The organism is Chryseobacterium sp. UNC8MFCol (assembly GCF_000482305.1).
Lineage (GTDB): Bacteria > Bacteroidota > Bacteroidia > Flavobacteriales > Weeksellaceae > Chryseobacterium > Chryseobacterium indologenes.
This window is the reverse complement of sequence record NZ_AXUZ01000013.1, coordinates 107742-127301: the sequence shown is the minus strand read 5'-3', so window position 1 is coordinate 127301 and position 19560 is coordinate 107742. Positions and strand designations below refer to the sequence as shown.

Annotated in this window: 19 protein-coding genes; 7 read left to right on the top strand and 12 right to left on the bottom strand. The window is 37.3% G+C overall.

From position 1 onward, the window contains the following. Positions 1-115: 115 nt before the first annotated feature. The 3 genes from fumC (at position 116) to M030_RS0107655 (ending at position 3899) form a co-directional block, all read left to right on the top strand. The gene (gene fumC / locus M030_RS0107665; protein WP_027372966.1) at positions 116-1510 is read left to right on the top strand and encodes a class II fumarate hydratase; all 1395 of its coding nucleotides are present in this window, start codon (positions 116-118) and stop codon (positions 1508-1510) included. Positions 1511-1676: 166 nt separating this feature from the next. Continuing rightward, positions 1677-3671 carry a T9SS type A sorting domain-containing protein gene (locus tag M030_RS0107660; protein ID WP_081806303.1) on the top strand — a complete coding sequence of 665 codons (1995 nt, stop codon included), beginning with the start codon at positions 1677-1679 and terminating at the stop codon, positions 3669-3671. Between the two features lie 36 nt (positions 3672-3707). Further along, positions 3708-3899 (top strand): bacteriocin-like protein, encoded by a 192-nt coding sequence (locus M030_RS0107655; RefSeq protein WP_051584936.1) that lies wholly within the window; start codon positions 3708-3710, stop codon positions 3897-3899. A 55-nt stretch (positions 3900-3954) separates the two neighbouring features. Here the strand turns inward: M030_RS0107655 and M030_RS0107650 are convergent, their stop codons facing one another. The 8 genes from M030_RS0107650 to M030_RS0107615 all read right to left on the bottom strand — a co-directional run bounded on the left by M030_RS0107650 (position 3955) and on the right by M030_RS0107615 (position 12282). Then, positions 3955-4671: an ABC transporter ATP-binding protein gene (locus tag M030_RS0107650; protein ID WP_027372963.1), complete on the bottom strand. Its 717-nt coding sequence runs from the start codon at positions 4669-4671 to the stop codon at positions 3955-3957. 3 nt (positions 4672-4674) lie between these two features. Then, entirely contained in the window at positions 4675-6141 is a 1467-nt protein-coding gene (locus tag M030_RS0107645; RefSeq protein WP_027372962.1) for a DUF5687 family protein, read from the bottom strand. A 50-nt stretch (positions 6142-6191) separates the two neighbouring features. Beyond that, a complete protein-coding gene (locus M030_RS0107640) occupies positions 6192-7841 on the bottom strand; it encodes a DNA repair protein RecN (RefSeq protein WP_027372961.1) in 1650 nt (549 codons plus the stop codon). A gap of 75 nt (positions 7842-7916) precedes the next feature. Beyond that, positions 7917-8822, bottom strand: a complete 906-nt coding sequence (locus tag M030_RS0107635; RefSeq protein WP_027372960.1) for a DUF4835 family protein — start codon at positions 8820-8822, stop codon at positions 7917-7919. Between the two features lie 37 nt (positions 8823-8859). After that, positions 8860-10065, bottom strand: a complete 1206-nt coding sequence (gene coaBC / locus M030_RS0107630; protein WP_027372959.1) for a bifunctional phosphopantothenoylcysteine decarboxylase/phosphopantothenate--cysteine ligase CoaBC — start codon at positions 10063-10065, stop codon at positions 8860-8862. A 122-nt stretch (positions 10066-10187) separates the two neighbouring features. Then, complete coding sequence (locus tag M030_RS0107625; protein ID WP_027372958.1) at positions 10188-10511, bottom strand: DNA-directed RNA polymerase subunit omega; 324 nt, start codon at positions 10509-10511, stop codon at positions 10188-10190. A 42-nt stretch (positions 10512-10553) separates the two neighbouring features. Then, a complete protein-coding gene (locus M030_RS0107620) occupies positions 10554-11549 on the bottom strand; it encodes an outer membrane protein assembly factor BamD (RefSeq protein WP_027372957.1) in 996 nt (331 codons plus the stop codon). A gap of 103 nt (positions 11550-11652) precedes the next feature. Next, complete coding sequence (locus M030_RS0107615; RefSeq protein ID WP_027372956.1) at positions 11653-12282, bottom strand: TetR/AcrR family transcriptional regulator; 630 nt, start codon at positions 12280-12282, stop codon at positions 11653-11655. A gap of 96 nt (positions 12283-12378) precedes the next feature. Between M030_RS0107615 and M030_RS0107610 the strand changes: the two genes are divergently transcribed. The 4 genes from M030_RS0107610 (at position 12379) to M030_RS0107595 (ending at position 14955) form a co-directional block, all read left to right on the top strand. Beyond that, on the top strand, positions 12379-13005 hold the full coding sequence (locus tag M030_RS0107610) for a TatD family hydrolase (RefSeq protein ID WP_027372955.1): 627 nt from the start codon (positions 12379-12381) through the stop codon (positions 13003-13005). Further along, positions 12998-13723 (top strand): ThiF family adenylyltransferase, encoded by a 726-nt coding sequence (locus M030_RS0107605; protein WP_027372954.1) that lies wholly within the window; start codon positions 12998-13000, stop codon positions 13721-13723. Before M030_RS0107610 ends, M030_RS0107605 begins: the two co-directional genes overlap by 8 nt. Further along, positions 13723-14094 (top strand): ribonuclease P protein component, encoded by a 372-nt coding sequence (gene rnpA, locus M030_RS0107600; RefSeq protein WP_027372953.1) that lies wholly within the window; start codon positions 13723-13725, stop codon positions 14092-14094. The genes M030_RS0107605 and rnpA overlap by 1 nt, the downstream gene beginning before the upstream one ends. A 252-nt stretch (positions 14095-14346) precedes the next feature. After that, positions 14347-14955, top strand: a complete 609-nt coding sequence (locus M030_RS0107595; protein ID WP_027372952.1) for a DUF4126 domain-containing protein — start codon at positions 14347-14349, stop codon at positions 14953-14955. Positions 14956-14992: 37 nt separating this feature from the next. Here M030_RS0107595 and M030_RS0107590 read toward each other — a convergent pair whose 3' ends face one another. Genes M030_RS0107590 through M030_RS0107575 form a run of 4 tightly spaced genes read right to left on the bottom strand, consistent with a single transcriptional unit; the run spans position 14993 to position 19542 of the window. Further along, positions 14993-16993 carry a hypothetical protein gene (locus M030_RS0107590; RefSeq protein ID WP_027372951.1) on the bottom strand — a complete coding sequence of 667 codons (2001 nt, stop codon included), beginning with the start codon at positions 16991-16993 and terminating at the stop codon, positions 14993-14995. A 1-nt stretch (position 16994) separates the two neighbouring features. Then, positions 16995-17546 (bottom strand): LptE family protein, encoded by a 552-nt coding sequence (locus M030_RS0107585; RefSeq protein WP_051584945.1) that lies wholly within the window; start codon positions 17544-17546, stop codon positions 16995-16997. Beyond that, entirely contained in the window at positions 17536-18240 is a 705-nt protein-coding gene (locus M030_RS0107580) for a DUF4013 domain-containing protein (protein ID WP_027372949.1), read from the bottom strand. Before M030_RS0107580 ends, M030_RS0107585 begins: the two co-directional genes overlap by 11 nt. Positions 18241-18255: 15 nt before the next feature. Further along, positions 18256-19542, bottom strand: coding sequence for a sigma-54 interaction domain-containing protein (locus M030_RS0107575; RefSeq protein ID WP_027372948.1), 1287 nt, complete (start codon positions 19540-19542; stop codon positions 18256-18258). Between the last annotated feature and the right edge of the window lie 18 nt (positions 19543-19560).

Here is a 19560-nt window from a genome sequence, read left to right as displayed (position 1 = left end):
TACGGCTTCCATTAAAAAAATATGAGTAAAATCAGTCATTTCCATTGATATTTATAATGATTATAAATTGCAAATTATTTCGTTTATCAGTAACTTTATAAAAATTTCAACCACAATGAATTACAGAATAGAAAAAGACACCATGGGTGAGGTTCAGGTACCTGCAGATAAGCTTTGGGGCGCACAGACAGAGCGTTCAAGAAACAATTTCAAAATAGGACCGGAAGGTTCCATGCCGCACGAAATTATAGAAGCATTTGCGTATCTGAAAAAAGCGGCAGCTTATACCAACACTGACCTCGGGGTGCTTCCTGCAGAAAAAAGAGATATGATTTCTAAAGTTTGTGATGAGATTCTGGATGGAAAACTCAACGACCAGTTTCCTCTGGTAATCTGGCAGACAGGATCCGGGACTCAGTCGAATATGAATGTAAATGAAGTGATTTCCAACAGAGCTCATGTGAATAACGGAGGAACGTTAGGAGAGAAATCTGAAATACATCCAAATGATGATGTCAATAAATCTCAGTCATCTAATGACACTTATCCAACAGCTATGCATATTGCAGCTTATAAAAAGGTAGTTGAAGTAACAATTCCGGCTGTGGAGAAGCTAAAAAATACTCTGGCTGAAAAATCAAAAGCGTTCAAGGATGTTGTAAAAATAGGACGTACACACCTGATGGATGCAACTCCATTAACTCTCGGACAGGAGTTTTCAGGATATGTAGCTCAACTGGAATTCGGTTTGAGGGCTTTAAAAAACACTTTACCTCATCTTTCTGAGCTTGCTTTAGGAGGAACTGCCGTAGGAACAGGACTCAATACGCCAAATGGCTATGATGTAAAAGTAGCAGAGTATATTGCCAGATTTACCAATCTTCCGCTCATTACTGCAGAAAATAAATTTGAAGCTTTGGCTGCTCATGATGCTATCGTTGAAAGCCACGGTGCATTGAAGCAACTTGCCGTTTCTCTATTTAAAATCGCACAGGATATCAGACTCCTGGCCTCAGGACCGCGTTCCGGGATCGGAGAGATCCACATTCCTGAAAATGAACCGGGATCTTCTATTATGCCGGGAAAGGTAAATCCTACTCAGAATGAAGCGATGACGATGGTTTGTGCCCAGGTTTTAGGAAATGATACCACCATCTCTTTTGCAGGAACGCAAGGAAATTATGAACTGAATGTTTTCAAGCCGGTAATGGCGTACAATTTCCTTCAGTCTGCACAACTTATAGCTGATGCGTGTATTTCGTTCAATGATCATTGTGCTGTGGGTATTGAGCCGAACTACGAAAGAATTAAAGAACTGGTTGACAAATCCTTAATGCTTGTAACGGCATTAAATACCCATATCGGATATGAAAACGCTGCAAAAATTGCAAAAACAGCCCATAAGAATGGAACCACTTTGAAGGAAGAAGCCGTTAATCTTGGATTATTAACCGCTGAGCAGTTTGATGAATGGGTAAAACCTGAAGATATGGTGGGAAGTCTGAAATGATTTTGATATACTGAATTAAATGACAGAAAGAGATTGTTTTTAGGACAATCTCTTTTTTTGTTGATTCATACATCTATTAAAAAATAATAATATAGAAAATAAAATAATCAACATAATTAAATTATTTATAAATTTATATCAAAACTAAGACCCAAATTACCAATATATGAAAACTTATTTATTACCATGGTTCCTTTTTAGAAAGGTTGTGCTTCTGTTTTTCATTATGAGTATAATGAGCAATTTATTATACTCACAAAAAGTATACGTCAGCAGCCAGAATAACCAAATTTACGGCATATGTGCCGGCTGCTCCGTTCAAAACCCTCAAAATGTTGTGGGACCTGATGAAAACAATTATACTTCCCTGATTATTCCGCTCGGATTAGCAGGCAGGATTGAGCAAACGCTTATTTTCCCAGCTGTAAAAACACATACAAAAGTTGCAATAGGTATAGGGAACAACCTTTCCGGTTTATCGGTACAATTACTGGCAGGGGTATCGGTGGAAACTTTTAACGGCAATGTCTCAAACAATGATTACAGGATCGTCAATAATGAAATGCTTACGATCGGACTATCAGGCCCTAATTTGAGTAAAGGAACTATAGAGTTTACCACTACAAAACCTTATGACCGGATCAGAGTAAGTTTAAATGCAGGGCTCCTAAACCTTAACGGAGGGCTCAATCTTTATTATGCCTATCAGCTTGATAACAGAATTTATGCAAACAGCGAAACCCATATAGCAGAATCCACTGGCTGCAATAACTGTAGTGTTCAAAATCCACAAAATGCGGTGGGCTCCAATGAAAATGATTATTCAAAATTAACTATAAGTACCTATGGAGAGCACAGAAATATTCAACAAACACTCTATTTCCCGACCACCCGCACCTTTACTAAACTTGTGGTGGGTGTAGGCAGCGATAATAAACCTATAGATCAGATTATAAAGGAAAGAGCCTTTATCAAAACAGTTACTGAGGACAATATAAATGCTGAGCTCATTTTAGCAGAAGTAAAAAAAGACCCTCAGAATCCCAACCGGGGAACATTGGAGATCTTAACATCAATACCTTATAAAGGAATCAATTTTACACTACACGGTATCAATGATAGCAATACCGGATATTACGTTGATGATTTAAAAATCTATTATGCCTATCAGGAAGAACTCGATATGAGCGCCTGCAAAAGCGTTCCGTTTGATCCGTTTTATTATTTTTCTTTTAATGGAAATACCAACAGTACAAAATTTGGATTCAGTCTAAATCCGCCTCTTTTTGTTTTCCCGGAATACAAAAATAATATAGCGTGTCAACAAGGACTCACTTCCACAACTACTCCATACATTCTTGAAAGCCCTGATATATCACCAGATCTTTACACAGGAGACATTAGTATTTCATTCTGGGCCAATATAAGAGAGGGTGATCCACCTGTTCCGGATCCGGAAAATCCAGGAGAATATCTTCCTCCTACCAAACCTCAGCCATATCTTAAACTAGAGGCTTTTGGTGAAAAGTTCCATATGTTTCCCAATAATCTTATGATCGGTGAGGAACTTGAGGGCGAACAGATCAGCCAACGAGGAGGATATGCTCACTACGTACTTGTTTTAAAAGCAGATGATTCAGACTTCGATAATGCCTGTGTCTATATAAACGGAATTCCTGGAGGTGGCTCTACTGATGAGAATGGTAATTGTACTGCATGGACCCAACAGAAAAGAATTAACCATAAAAAAATCAAAATTGCTCTTGACCGCGCAGATATTGATGAGCTGATTATCTATAACAAAGCCCTCAGTGAAAGTGAAATCCGACTGCTTTACCACTCGTATGGTATAGCTCCTCATCATGCAGCCACTGCATTAACATCATTATCAAAGAAAACACAGTCATCTGTACTTTCGCAGAAAGATATTCTAACCTTATCTCCTAACCCAACTACCGGACTAATAACCTTCGGAGGAAATATTTCTTTAGAAGATACTGAAGTTTTTGTGAGTAATACTTTCGGAACAGAAGTATTCCGCACCAGGTTAACATCAAAAATTATAGAATTACCTCAAACATTGCCTGATGGAGTGTACATCCTTAATCTTCAAACTAAAGATAAAAAAACATTTACCCGAAAAGTCTTTCTGAGAAGGTAAAAACTTAAGAGAATTAAAAATTAAATCCAAAAGATTATGAAAAATTTGAAAAAAATAAACCGAAACGACTTACAACAAGTCCTTGGAGGAACCAATGGATCAATCTGCTCAGGAAGGTTGCAATATCTTGTTGCTTTTAACGGATATTATGCATGCTGCAAAGAGCAGGTAGAAAATCCCTGCTCAACAACAGTGATGTGCCAGCTTCCGATTGGAATGTGCGACTAAAAAATGTAAAGGTCAGAAAATGTATTTTCTGACCTTTTTACGATGCACCAATTTTTCACTCCTGCGTGGATGAAACCTGTTCTGAAAAGTAACTTTCAAGTTCTTTTAAGGTTTCAGGATTGGTCTGAATATCTTTTACCAGCCTGCCTTTATTTACTACTACAATCCTGTTGCAGACTTCCGTAGTATGTGACAAGTCGTGGCTTGAAATAAGAAAGGTAACGCCGTCCTGCTTAGACAATTCTTTGATTAAATTTTTAAGTTTGATCTGCGTAGACGGATCCAGATTGGCAAAAGGCTCATCAAGGATAATAATTTCCGGGTTGCCAATAATGGCACCTACAATTCCCACTTTCTTCTGGTTTCCTTTAGATAAGTCGCGAACGTACTTCCCTGATTTTAAGATTTCTCCATTAAAAAAATCATGAAAAGGTTTTAGAAATTCATCAACAGACGCTTTATTCTGTCCCCTTAGTTCGCCGATAAAATAAAAATATTCTTCCGGAGTGAGATATCCTATCAGGAAAGAGTCATCTACAAAAGCTGAGACTTTATTTTTCCAAACTTCTGATTTATTTACTTCAATTCCGTCAATACTCACTGAACCGGTAGTAGCCTGAATCAGGTCCAACATTAAACTGAAAAGTGTTGTTTTACCGGCCCCGTTATTTCCTACCAGGCCAAATGTTTCACCATTTGCAATTTCAAGGTGATCGATACTAAGAACAGTTGCAGCTCCGTATGTTTTGGATAAATTATGGATATTGATCATGATTTAAGCTTTATTTTTAAACGCATCAAGTGTGCTGTATTTTTCTTTTTTGTAATGTTTTACGATGATACCGAAAATCTTTTCCCTGAAGAGAAAACCCGCAAATCCTAACACCGCAATACTTATCACTCCTGCGGCCATTCCAAAGAAATATTTTGTAACTGCAAAAACAGCCATTGGAAGCAGCATTTTAGGAATCAGCAAAAGCATGGACACCAAATTAAAACTATTCTTCTGCCCTAATCTTTTTTCTTTTGAATTCAGATCAATCTGACTTTTATTAAAAGCTCCCGACCAAAGAGTAAACTGGGAATTCACTCCCATATTGTACAATCCTGCCGCAAAAAAAGTAATATATACTTCCCATCCGAAATAGATATAAAATAGTGCTACTATAACCGACACTGCAGTTACAATATTCATCAGCCACCATTTTGCTTTTAAATAGTCCTTGTAAGGCACATTTAGGGTCATCATCAAAGGATAATATGAGCTGTCAAAAGCAGGAACCCTCTGCCCGAACAAAAACTGGAACCCTCCTGTTACAAAAAGTCCCATAAACATCATCATGGCCGGAGTTTTATAAAGTGACGACGAGAACATCAGTAATCCGTAAAAAAGAAACATAAAGCTTCCAAAAAGAATCCCTTTGGTTACTTTATTTCGCCTTAACATTTTAATGTCGTTATTGATAAAGGTACCGATGGCTCCGTATTTATTTAAAAATGCAATATTTTCAGTTTTTCCGACTGTTTTCTTTGCCTCAAGTCCCTGATCAACATAAAATTCATTTCTGATATACCTAAAACAAAGCATCCATACCCCAACAAATAAGACAACAGGAACCAAAGCAAAATACCCGGTTTCATAAAAACTATAAAAAAACAGCTCAGAATAGGATAATATGGGAATGATATTATAATAGGCCAATGCACCCAGCCCAATGCAAACTACTCCTGCAGCTACCGCTACCGTTTCTTTATCGTTAAAAAAAATATTTAAAAAGCTATTCAGATAAAATAAGGCAGAAATCCCGATGAGCCATGTGAGAATTCCCGGTAAACTATAACCGTGAAAGAGGAGAATCCCTGCAAACGTGATGAAAAAAATAGAATTCAGCCAGCTGAAAGCTGATAAAAAAGTTTTCACCAGCATATAGTTAACCAGTGTGTTCTTTTTGATATTGAGTGTGAGGAATGGTTTGATATTCTGTGTAGGAATTTCCTGCCAGAGATATTTCAAGGCCAGATCTAAGATCCATGCAACAACTAAAAATTTAGAAACAACCTTCAGGGGGTCCTGATGTATTTTTTCCTGCACAAAGAAGTACACAAGAAAGGCTCCGCCTGCAAGACATCCTATAAAATAGAGAATACCGATCAACCGAAGGATTTTCATAGTGAGGTTAATCCCAAAAGAAGTGCCGCGAAAGAAGCTTTTGATTTCAAGCTTAAGGAACTTTAGAAACATATGTTAGTTTTTTACATTAGTCAGTATAATGCAAAATATGTTACAGTTTTTTAGCCCATTAACTCTTTTGCCTGCGCTAAAGCCGCCTCCGTAATTTTGTTTCCGGAGAGCAGTTGAGCGATTTCATTCAGTTTTTCGTCATCGCTTAAAGGAATGATTGTAGATTGGGTCTTCCCTGCAATATCCTGCTTTACTACCTTATAATTGTCATTTCCTTTAGCTGCAACCTGTGCAAGATGGGAAATTACGATCAATTGCATATCCTGAGACATTTCCCGCATCAGGTTTCCAATTTCTTCGGCTACTTTTCCGGAAACACCGGTATCAATTTCGTCAAGAATAAGTGTCGGCAGCTCATCGCTTTCGGCAATGATCTTTTTTACAGCAAGCATCACTCTGGACCTTTCACCTCCGGAAATTGCTGTCTGAATAGGTTTTAGCGGAAATCCGGAATTGGCCTGGAACAAGAGCTGTATATTTTCTTTTCCAAATGGATTAAATTCAGTTGCATCTTGCAGTTCGATATCTACTTTAGCTTTTTCAAGCCCCAGCTTTCTGAGAAGTCCTTCTGCTTTTTTGATGAAAACAGAAATACTTTTCTTTCTGTTTTTTGAAAGTTTATCCGCAAGAGTCTGGAGAGCCTTTTCTTTTTCGGCTATGTTTTGCTCGGCTTCTGTAATCTGAGCCTCCAGCTCTGATGCTCCTTTCTGATCACCGGCAAGCTCGTTCCTGACTGCAATAAGTTCATCAAGGTCTGAAACATTATGTTTTAGGAACAAAGCATTGATCTTATTATTCAGCTCGGTAAGGTACATCAGATTTTCAGGATTGATTTCTACTTTTTCGGCTTCATTTTCCAACTCGGAAATAATATCTTTCAATTCAACAAAAGAGGTTTCAAGTCTTTCATTAAGTTCTGCGAAACTGGTTGAAACTTCGGATATCCTAGAAAGTTTTGCCTTAGCTTCATTAAAAAATGAAAGAATTCCGATTTCCTCCTGATGAAATCTTGACAGGATCTGACCTACATTTTCAGAAATCATCCCTGCATTTTCCTGAATGGAAAGCTGATTCTGAACTTCTTCAAAATCCACGTCATCCAGTTTTAATTCTTCGAGCTCATTGAGTAAAAATTCTTTGTAGTCACTTTCTTTCGTAGTTTCTGAAAGTTGAGTCTTTAGTTTTTTAAGCAAGACTTTCAATGTCTGGAAATCTGAAAACTCGCGTTGATAGTCTTCAATAATCTTTTTATTTTCAGAAAGACCATCTATAATTTTAAACTGATATTCTGAAGTGAAAAGGTTTGAGGTTTCAAACTGGGAATGGATATCGATAAGCTGAGAAGACAGTTCTTTGAGAACGTCCAATGTTACCGGAACGTCATTAATAAAGGCTCGTGATTTTCCTGAAGGAAGGATTTCTCTTCTTATAATGGTATGGAGTTCGTAATCCAGATCATTCTCGATAAAGAATTTTTTGAATTGATTATTCAGCGCAAATTCCGTTTCCACAACGCTTTTTTCTTCTGCTTTGGATATTGATTTTACATCGGCTCTTTCTCCTAAAATAAGTCTGAGGGCACCTAAAATAATAGATTTACCGGCTCCTGTTTCTCCGGTTATTACCTGTAAACCGTTTTTGAGAGATACTTCAAGAGTATCAATTAAGGCAAAGTTTTTAATGTAAATTCTCGAAAGCATTGATAAATGACTGGTTACTTTAAATGCAAATATAAAACTTTAGATGTCAGGATTCAATAGCAGAAAACAGAGTCTCTACACTTTCCATTTATTCCACTTATTGTCAATATTTTTCGGGGAAAGGATAATCATTGTTTGCTTTAAATCGTTCAGGATAATTCCTCCGTTATTTCCGGAGTTGAAAATATTAAAGATTTCATCGCTTTTACCATCCATAAACAGATTGAAAAAATAACTCTGCTGGAATGTGTTTTCGTACATTTTCAGCTGCATCAGTGCATCAAAAATCACTTTCTTTGCTGGAGTCTGATCCTGATTGAAGAGATTATCCAATCCTGCCCTGTGATAGGTATACATGGTAGAACGCAGCTGGTTCCAGTTCGGGTTCATAATTTCATTTATCAGTATCGAACGGCTTCTTGGTTCATTGATGGTGTTCCAGCCATCATAGTTTCTATTTTGAGAGTTCTGGGCGATCTGCTGGGCTTTTGTAAACCATTGCGTTCCTCCCATAGCCTGAAAGCTGTCTGCATCATATCCTAAGATCATATAGACATAGAAACTGATAATATCGGTAAGGTTTTTACCGGAAAACTGCCTTTCGTTAAAAATAAGGTTCTCGTTTTCAACATATTCAAAAGACAGTCTCTGATCCTGAAGGTTAAGCAAAGGAGATTCATACGTGGTATTGAAAACAGGACGCACGGCCTGAATCACAATTGAGCCCTGATACCTGTTACCATCTTTACCGGCAATAACAAGGGCAAAGCCACATTTGATTTTTTCAAAATTCTGAAGCTTCTTCCCTGTCCAGCTGGTATTATTGATAAAGTCTCTGAGACTTTTTTCCAATGCTTTATAGGCCTGCTGGTTACTTCCACCCAACTGCTGGGAATTGACCTGAACGGTCGCCAACAATTCCTGCGAAAACCCGGAGGTATAGATGAAAAACAGAAAAAATAAACTGATAATTTTTTTCATTGCCTTATTAATAATTGAGAACGGAAATTTATTAAAATTATTTTAAAAGTTGAGATTCTACAAAATTGAGAATATCTTTAGCTACATCTTCTTTTGATTTCAGATTAAATTCTTTCTTCTCCGTTTTCGTAAATATTTTGATTTTGTTGGTATCGTTCTTAAAACCAGCTCCCTCATCACGCAGGGAATTTAAAACAATCATATCCAGGTTTTTCTTTTCCAGTTTTCCTTTGGCATTTTCCTCTTCATTTTGGGTTTCCAGGGCAAAACCAACCAAAAACTGGTGGGTTTTCTTTTCACCCATTGTTTTAAGGATATCCGGATTTTTAACCAGTTCGATGGTAAGGTTTTCATCATTTTTCTTGATTTTTTCCTTTGCTATTTCTTTCGGGGCATAATCTGCGACCGCAGCACTGGCAATCCCGATATCGATTCCGTCATAAAATTCAAATACTTTTGCCATCATTTCTTTAGCAGAAGTCACTTTATGCAGTTCAATCTTTTTATCATGAATATTTTGGGAACTGGGTCCTGAGATCAGAATGACTCTCGCCCCTCTTTTTGATGCTTCTTCAGCAAGAGAATAGCCCATTTTCCCGGAAGAATGATTTCCAATGAACCTTACCGGATCAAGGGCTTCGTAAGTAGGTCCGGCAGTAATTAAAACCGTTTTACCTACAAGGTTTTTACTGAGAGTACTTTCGGTGAAAAAACTTTTAATGCTATTACAAATTGTTGCCGGTTCCGCCATTCTTCCCTGTCCTACAAGCCCGCTTGCCAACTCTCCGTTTTCTGCAGGAATAATGATATGCCTGAAACTTTCTGCAAGCTCAAGGTTTTTCTTTGTGGAAGGGTGTGCATACATATCGAGATCCATTGCAGGAGCAATAAATACCGGGCACTTGGCAGACATATACGTCGCAATGACCAGGTTATCACACATCCCGTGAATCATTTTAGATAACGTATTGGCAGTACAGGGAGCAACAATCATAACATCGGCCCAAAGTGCCAATTCAACATGACTGTTCCAGGTTCCGTTATCTCCATAAAAATCTGAATACACCGGTTTTCTGGATAATGTAGACAAACTTAGCTTTGTTACAAATTGTTCTGCATCAGGTGTCATAATCACCTGTACGTCGGCTCCTTTTTTCACAAAATCCCTTATCAGGAAATGAATTTTATAAGCCGCAATTCCTCCTGAAACGGCGATCAGTATTTTTTTACCGGAAACACTCATTTAGTTTTAATTTTTGAAATACTAAAGTACTTATTTTTTCCCACAATCAGGGTTTAAAACAACAAAGGTCATAAAAGAAACCGATTCTTTTATGACCTTAATTTATTAAAAAACAAAAAAGATTATTTTCTGTCTTCTGTTTTTCTGAAATAGATATCTTCATTCAACCACTCTTCAATAGCAATTGAAGTGGGCTTTGGAAGTTTTTCGTAATGTTTAGAGATCTCAATTTGTTCTCTGTTTTCGAAAACTTCTTCTAATGTAGAATTGTGAACGGCAAATTCATCCAATTTGTTGTGAAGTTCCGTACGGATCTCCGCATTGATCTGCTCTGCTCTCTTTCCCATGATAACAATAGCCTCATAGATAGAACCTACTTTATCTTCAATCTTATCCTTGTCGTAAGTAATGGTATTTACTTCTGCTTTTGTATCTTTTACACTCATTTTGAGAAAATTATTTTTATTTTAAGATGGCAAATTTACGAATTATCTTTGAATTTTGAAAGTCGCTGCAGGTGGAGGGGTCTGAAGTGCCGCACTATCCCTCTGCATCTGCTTTGCCTGCTTTTCATTACTGATCTGATCTTTAACCTGCTGCTCACTTTTTGTCTTATCAGCCATTTTTGCAGCTTCCTTTTTTTGCTTTTCTGTTAAGGCTGCAATTCTGGCTTCAGTTTGTTTCTTAACGACAACGAAATCTTTCTTTTCTTTTTCCAGCTTTGCTCTTAAATCGGCAGCTGTTTTCGAATATTCTGTATTAGGAAGCTCTTTCTCTACCAATTTAGCATACGTAAGTGCACTTTCAATACGCTCATCCTTAAGACTATAGACAGATCTTACAGCCAATTCGTAACGGGCTTTCATGATATAGTCATAAATTTTCGGACGAAGTTTTGTACTTGGAAAATCCTCCAATACGTTTTCTAAAGCTACGCTGGCTGCTTTGTACTCACCCATTTTAAAATATTGACGGCCATTTTCATACGCCTTAAATTCTAATTTATAAGACAATTCGTCAATAAGCTGGGTAATATTCTTAGACCTTTCAGAGTTTGGATAATTGGTCAGGAAGTCCTGAAGCTCGTTAATAGCCAATTCTGTACTGGTTTGGTCCAGGTTATAATCCATAGATCCTTCATAATAACAAAGTGCCGACATATAGGCCGCCTCCTCTGCTCTGGGGTCTTTTGGAAAGTTGACTGCAAAATTTTTAAATTGGTGCCCTGCCAGCTTATAACTCTTATCATAATAATTGGCATAGGCGGTATTGAATCCTACATTAGGGAAATCATCCGTTCCTGCAACAAGATTGGCAAGCCTGTCGTAAAGAGCCAATGCATTTTTCCAATTTTTCTTGGCAAAGTTATCATTTGCCGCTTTTAAGATAAAATCTTTATCAGCACTCTTCATTGCTTTTTCCTGGCGACTAACACATGAAGCAACCACTGCTACAGCAAAAAGACCTAAAATATATTTTTTCATATAAAAAATTCAACAGTTTTCGGATTATACAGCCGATTTACTAATTTGCAAAAATATAACTTTTTTGTCAATAGATTTTTTTTTATGAATATTTAACGTAATTTTAGTCTGCAGCGTATCCTAAAATCGCAAAAACACTTAATAAAAGATTCATTCTCACTTTTTTCTCAGCTTCTTTTGTATAAGTTTCTTCGTTTTTACTGGGCACATAAAGTTCATAAAAGTTTTTATTCCTGATCACAAATAACGTAGACCCGATGATCATGGTAAGGATATCTTCAGGTTTTGGGGTAAAGGTAAAGACTCCTGAGGCCACTCCTTTTTTAATCACCTCATCCAATTTTTTTACAAACAGCTGATAGAAATCTAAAAGCTCATCTTTTAAATTTTCTGTGTGACGCAGCTCCTGGGTGACAAATCCATGGAAATAGTTGTATTTAAACAATTGGGACACGATATACTTGATCATCTCACGCATCTGCATTTCCGGTTTACCATCTTTGATTGTATCGGCAAATTCAGAAAAATTTTCTCTGGTTTTCAGTACCCGATACTGATAGAGGTAAGACATCATTTTTTCCTTTGAGCCAAAGTAATAGGAAATCATCGCGACGTTGATATTGGCCTTTGAGCAGATATCTCTTACAGAAGTTCCTTCATACCCTTTTTTAGCAATAAGTTCTTCGGCAATATCGAGTATGTGAATCTGTTTTTCTGTAAATTTTTTTTTCATAAAGTGCAGTTTGAGTAAAGTTAAGAAATTTTTAACACATTTATAAACGTATGTTTAATAATTTTCTATTAACTGCAAATAATATTATTTTTGAAAATGGAGTTTTTTGATTTTCACCACCATAAAAATTATGTCAGAGACGGAATTTACAATTTAAACATTGGGGAAATACCACCGGATATACCATATTCCATAGGCATTCATCCTAATGATATTGATATTCGCCATAAAGAACAGCAGGTTGACTGGCTGAGAACTACCATGTTTGAAAATTGTTTTGCGATAGGTGAATGCGGCTTAGATTCATTGGTTCCTATTGATCAGAAAATACAGGAAGATTTTTTTTTACAGCAAATAAAAATTTCCAATGAAGTAAAAAAACCGCTTATCATACATTGTGTGAGAAAATTTTATGAAGTCATTTCTTTCAAAAAGAAGGCTGAACAAGCCATGGTGATACATGGTTTTAACAAAAAAAAACAAATTGCAGAAGATCTTCTCGCTCATAATTTTTACCTGAGTTTTGGAAAAGCTGTTTTGTATAATCTATCTTTGCAGGATATTTTAAAAAACACTCCAACGGAAAAAATCTTTTTGGAAACTGACAATGAAGATTTTAAAATCGAAGAATTGTACCGGAAAGTTTCTGAACTGAAAGGAATTTCTTTGGAACAACTCAATAAGCAAATTGTAGAAAACTTACATACGATAACAAATGGATAAATACTGGCTGGAAAGAACGGAGCTATTGGTAAAGGAGAAAGGATTGGAAAAGCTTAAAAAAGCCAACGTCCTGGTTGTAGGACTGGGTGGTGTAGGGTCTTTTGCCGCTGAATTCCTTGCCAGGGCCGGAGTCGGGAATATGACGATCGTAGATGGGGATACCGTAGATATTACGAACATCAACAGGCAGCTTCCTGCATTGCATTCCACAGTGGGGAAGCATAAAGTGGAAGTGGTAGCAGAAAGGCTTCTCGATATCAATCCGCAGCTTAACCTTATCAAAATCAATGAGTTTCTTAATCCTGAAAGAATGGATGAAGTGCTGGATTCAGAAAAGTTTACTTATATTCTGGATTGTATCGACAGTGTTACACCTAAAGTCTGCCTGATGAAAGCAGCAAGAAGGAGAAAAATCAAAATTGTAAGCTCAATGGGAGCAGGTGGGAAGGTTGATCCAAGTAAAGTTGTGGTAAGAGACATCAGTAAAACTCATAATTGCTTCCTGGCGAGACAGGCGAGAAAACGATTAAAGAAGGAAAAAATAAATAAGGGAATAAGATGTGTATTCTCCACGGAGATTCAGAACGAAGAAAGCCTGAAAATGACCGACGGAACAAACTACAAAAGGTCTTTCTACGGAACCATCAGCTATATTCCTGCTATTTTCGGGCTGTATGCTGCTGCTGAAGTAATTAATTATTTAGTGAAAAAAGACTAATGCAGAATTTTAAATATCCAGTCGCCGAAAAACTCAAAAAAAAGATCGAGATCGGTTTACTTTTCGAAAAAGGTAAATGGCGAACCTCCGGAAATCTGAGAATAATTGTTCTGAAAGACAAACCGGCACTTCCCGTAGAAGATGGCAAATTTGGAGTTTCTGTTTCGAAAAGATACTTTAAGAAGGCCGTTCACAGAAATCGTGTAAAAAGGCTTCTCAGAGAATGCTACCGACTGCATAAGGATATATACCGGGAAGCTTTCGGTGAAAAAACGCTGGCCATGTTATTCTGGGTTTCTGCAGAGATGCCTGAAAAGTTTCAGGATGTGGAAGCACAGTTTTTAAAGCTTTGTGAAGCACAAAAGAAATAATCATTTTTAGTACAATATTGGTCTACCTGCTGTTTTTACGGCAGGTTTTTTTGTAATGTAATTTCCTTCAATATGGCTTACATAAAATGTATAGATTTCCAAACCGGTACTATTTATTATCTTTTTAGCCAGAAGACAGGGTACGTCACCTATTGTCCTGATCGTGGTATTCTTACGTTATCTTTTCTTTTGCGCATTGTATATCACTTACTTTTTGTAATTTTAAGGAAAACAATAAATCTGAAAATTAATATGTTAGACAATATTCCCTATTTTTCGTATATCATCAGTGCCTTTATAGGTATCGGATTGGCGGCTGCTACAGGTTTCAGGGTCTTCCTCCCTATGTTCATCGTCAGTCTTGCATCTTACTTTCACTGGATTCCGATGAATCAGGAATTTGAGTGGCTTGCAGGGTTACCAACCCTTATCACCACAGGAATTGCCACGGTAGCAGAGATTCTGGCATATTATATTCCTTTTATAGATCATTTACTGGATACTATTTCCATTCCTTTGGCAACTGTAGCAGGCTCTCTGTTATTTGCCAGTCAATTTGCAGAACTGGGAACCTTTCCACAATGGGCACTGGCATTAATTGCCGGGGGAGGAACTGCTGCAACCATCAGTTCGGGATTTGCCGGGATACGGGCCGCATCTACTGCAACGACGGGAGGGCTTGGAAATTCTGTAGTAGGAACCACTGAAACGGCGGGGGCAGGAATTATGTCTGTTCTGGCGATGGTGATGCCCGTTATAGCAGCTGTTTTTGCTATAATTCTATTAATTCTCGTCATTGTTTACGGACGAAAAGCGTGGAGGAAATTAAGACATAAAAAGAAAATCACTGATCCGTCATAAATAAAAAAGGTGCAGTTTTATTACTACACCTTTTATTTTAGTTTTTACTTCTGAAATCTTTTATTTCCTGAATTTTAGATTCAAAATACTTCTTTTTCTCAGGATTTTTCTTAATTAATATTTCAAATGCTTTGATCGCTTTTGTGTAAAGCTTTTGCTCAAAATACAGATTAGCCAGTGTCTCGGTCATCAAATGTGAAATATCATCATTTTTTTCTTTAACAACGTATGAGCTTTCTTCTTTTAACTGACTGATTTTTGGATTATTTTCGATGAATGTTTCGATCGCTTTTTCCTTGATGACTTCTTTTTCCTTTTCAATTTCATCGGTTCTGCCGATCTTCAGCCAGCTTTGCCATGTATTGATAAAACCAGGAACATTACTATCAACAGGAGAGGTGGTATTTTTCATAGTTACTTCCTGCTCTTTTTCATTTTCTGCAGCTTTTTCTTCACGTTCCTTCTTCTTCTCTTCAACGTTTAACGTTGAAATATCTGTACTAAAGAATGAAACGTTCATCACTGGTGCTTCCCCTTTTATACTTTCTGTATCGGAATTTTGTTTACTTTCTGCACTACTTTCCGGTTTCATCTCCGGAGCATCGGTTATTTCCTGGGACGCCGGAGCTTCATGGGAAGGCTTTACATCAGCAACAGGTACTTCAGGTGTTTCTTCTGCTTGTTTTTCAGGATGGGAAGGAGCTTCTTTTACCGGTGAAGCTTTTTCTACAGGAGCTGGAGTTTCCGTCTTTTTATGAATTAATGAATCAGGCATATTAGATTCTACATGCATCGGTCTCCAACCGGTTGACACTTCAGGTTCAACCTTTGCCGGCTCTTCTGCCACTTTCGGCATAACTTCTTCCGGAGATGCCTGCACTTCATTATTTACTTCTTCTTCAGGTTCAGATGGCGGTTCTTCGGTCTTTGGAGCTTCTTCTTTCTCTGTAGACCAAAAATGGAAACTTTGGGTATCTGCAAAACTGATTTCATGATCTTCAACTAATTCCGGATCTGCCTTTTCTTCCAGAGAAACGGATTTAGTTTCTTTCATTTTTTTCTCAACTTCTTCAATCAGACGTCTCATTTCGTCTTCATGTTTATTGATATTCTGCTGAGAAATATCGGCAAAGCCAGTAGTTTCTTCGGTGTTGACCTGTATTTTAACGTCAGGCATAAATTCCTCCGTTTTATGAAAACTCAGCTCAGCATCGGATTCTTCAGCTTCCTGTTTCTGATCAACAGGTGAGAAGTCTTTATTTTCAGCAGTGGTTTCAGGTTCTACAACTTCTTCAACTCCAGTTTCTTCAGTATTTGTTTCAGGTAATAAAGATTCTGTTTCGTGAAAACTTACATTCTCTTCATTATTGATTTTTTCTTCCTCTTCTCCTGTAGAAATCTGATCTTCATTGACGATGGTTTCAGCGCTGAAATCTTCCCCGGCAGCCTCTTCAATTTTCTGTTGACTGTCTTCTTCTAAAGGTTTTTCTGCTGTAGGTTCTGGTTTCTGGGTTACCAGCGTTCCAGATTCCAGGGTAGATTCAATATCTATGGTGTCAGTATTTTTATCATCAAGGAAATTTTCTTCCCCTTCAAATAGAATTCTGTTACGTTCGCCGTTCACATAGATGTGTTCTGCTTTATTCAGCGTTGGTACTATACACTGTTCTTCTTTTACTTCTTCAACAGGCGCAGATTCCTGTCTTTTAATAGGGAATCCTTTATAATAAGGATGTTTGGCAGGTTTATCATCTGCTTTAACAGGTTGTTTCTCCGCTACGGACTCAGCTGGTTTAGGCTCTTGTGTGATTTTACCGTTGATCAGCTGATAAAGAATCTTTTTATCTGTAGTGTACGCAGCCGTTGTAGAAAGTTCCTTCTGATAATTTTCTTTTTCGTACAGATGAACTCCATACAGATGAAGTGCCCTGATATTTTGAATATAAGGAAAAGCATGAATTTCTTCTTTCAAAAGACCAAGATCTTCCGACTGAATATTTTTCGGATTTTTTATTAACTCTAATACTCTGGGATTCATCTTACCAATTCGCTACAATATCGTTAAATATCTTATTTATAATTCTTTCGGTCACAATCTTCACTTGGGAAGCTTCGATGTCACTTTGTGATAAGTTGCTGTTAAAAGCGGCTTCATCACTATAGGTTCTGTCAAAACTGGAATCCGGATGTATTTTATTTTCATAATGTACTTTCACCGTGATTGTCAGTTTGTTCTGAGCCTGTTGTATTACTCCTCCGGATGGATTAGTCGTTGTATTGGAGCTGATTGTGGTGGCCCCTATGGTATAATCTGTAATTTCTCCTTCGATGAGAATATCAGGATTTTCTTTCGTTCCTTTCAATGTAGTTCTCTGAAGAAATCTGTTCTGAATATCAGTAGAAAACTGTTGTGACAATGCAGGGTTTACAAGAGAAGCATTGTTAGGAAACTCATTGATCTGAACCGTTTTCTCATCGGTCAGTGAGGATCCTGTAAAGCTATAGCATGAATTTAAAACTCCCAGCAAAGCAAAGAGCATCACCATTACTAATGGCTGTTTCAGATTTATATTTTTTATTCTAGTATTCATTTTTAGATCCGATTTCAGTAATTTCATCATGCTCGATTTGGTGGATAGCATCTTCATAAGCAAAATAATTGGCGGTATACATAAATGGCATCGTCAGAAAAATCCCTATACCACAAGCCAGAACACCTATCTGTGATAAAAGACTCACAACCAGCGAAAACAGAAAAATAGAAAGTAAATTTCCTTTGGTCATCACCTTTGAAATATTCCAGGCTGTTTTGATATCATTCATTCCTTTTAAACTGATTAATGGAACGATGTAAAATGCCTTCAGCACAAAATAATAAATAGCCGCCACCATAATAAATATATACGGAAAGACAAAAATCATAGCCGCAGGATTGGGATTATCCGGCTGTGACATCGCTCCTGTTAATGCCAATATAATAATCAAAGGAATATACAGCAATGCTATTCCTCCAAAGATAATAAGCTGCAGTATAAAATACGGCATAAAATCTTTAAAATCAAAAATATCCCCGGGACTTGCAGGTTGGTTTCTATGGATTCTCTGAAGGTATTTATATAGATTACCCATCGCTAATACTGCACAAAAAGGAATAATGGACATAATACAGCATACCAAAAATGCTACAAAAATATTTCCGAAATCTTTCTTTAACAGTTCAAATCCTTTATTAATGTATTCTCCGAGTTTAAAATCGACCGGTTTAGGCATTACATTTACTTTCATTATTTAGTGTTTTGTTTAATCTTCCAGGTTGTACTGTTTTATTTTTCTATATAAAGTTCTCTGTGAAATTCCCAGTTCGTCGGCGGCTCTGTTTCTACGTCCCTTATGCTTTTCTAACGCTTTAATAATCAAATCCTTTTCATTATTCTGAAGAGAAAGAGATTCCGGTCTGTTTTCTTCAACTTCAATATCTTCCACATCTTCATAGCTGTCATCAGGATTTGAAATAATCGTTGGATTCTGCACTACCGGCTCTTCATTATTTTCAAAATAGAGCAAAGATCCTGAATTTACCTGAGGCTGGGTTTCAGGGGTATAAATTCTGTTGATCAGATTTTTCTCATGGCTGCTCAGATCTCCTGTTCCTCTGTTCTTTATCAATTCCGAAGTTAAGGATTTTAAATCATTGATATCATTTCGCATATCAAAGAGAATTTTATACATAATTTCCCTTTCACTTCCGAAATCGGTCTGTTTTGATGTATTGGGCGTATTCAACACCATTGGAAGGTGGGTTTCCATCGGAATATACTCGGAAAGTTTTTCTGCACTGATATTCCTGTTTCTTTCCACAACGGTCATTTGCTCAACAAGATTTCTCAGTTGTCGGATATTCCCCGGGAAAGCATAATTTTCGATGTAGTGGACGGCACTGGGCTCCAGTTCCAGTTCAGGCATTCTGTATTTTTCTGCAAAGTCAATTGCAAACTTTCTGAAGAGCAGATGAATATCTCCTTTTCTTTCCCTTAAAGGAGGCATATCAATCTGTACGGTATTCAAACGATAATATAAATCTTCCCTGAATCGTCCGTCATGAATAGCCTTCATCATATTGACATTGGTGGCGGCTACAATTCTGACGTTGGTTTTTTGAACCTGTGATGAACCCACTTTCATAAATTCACCGCTTTCCAGTACCCTTAAAAGGCGAACCTGCGTTTGTAAAGGAAGCTCACCTACCTCATCTAGAAAGATGGTTCCTCCGTCCGCGACTTCAAAATATCCCTTTCTTGTAGTTGTTGCCCCTGTAAATGCTCCTTTTTCATGTCCGAATAATTCGGAGTCTATAGTTCCTTCAGGTATGGCACCACAGTTTACGACAATATAGGGTTGGTGTTTTCTTCTTGATTCTGAATGGATAATTTTTGGAATAAACTCTTTTCCTACTCCACTTTCTCCTATTACAAGAACAGAAATATCCGTAGGCGCTACCTGAATGGCTTTTTCTAAAGCCCGGTTAAGTGCCGGGAAATTCCCGATAATTCCGAAACGATTTTTTATGCTTTGTAACTCGTTGCTCATAAGTAAATTTTTGATTAT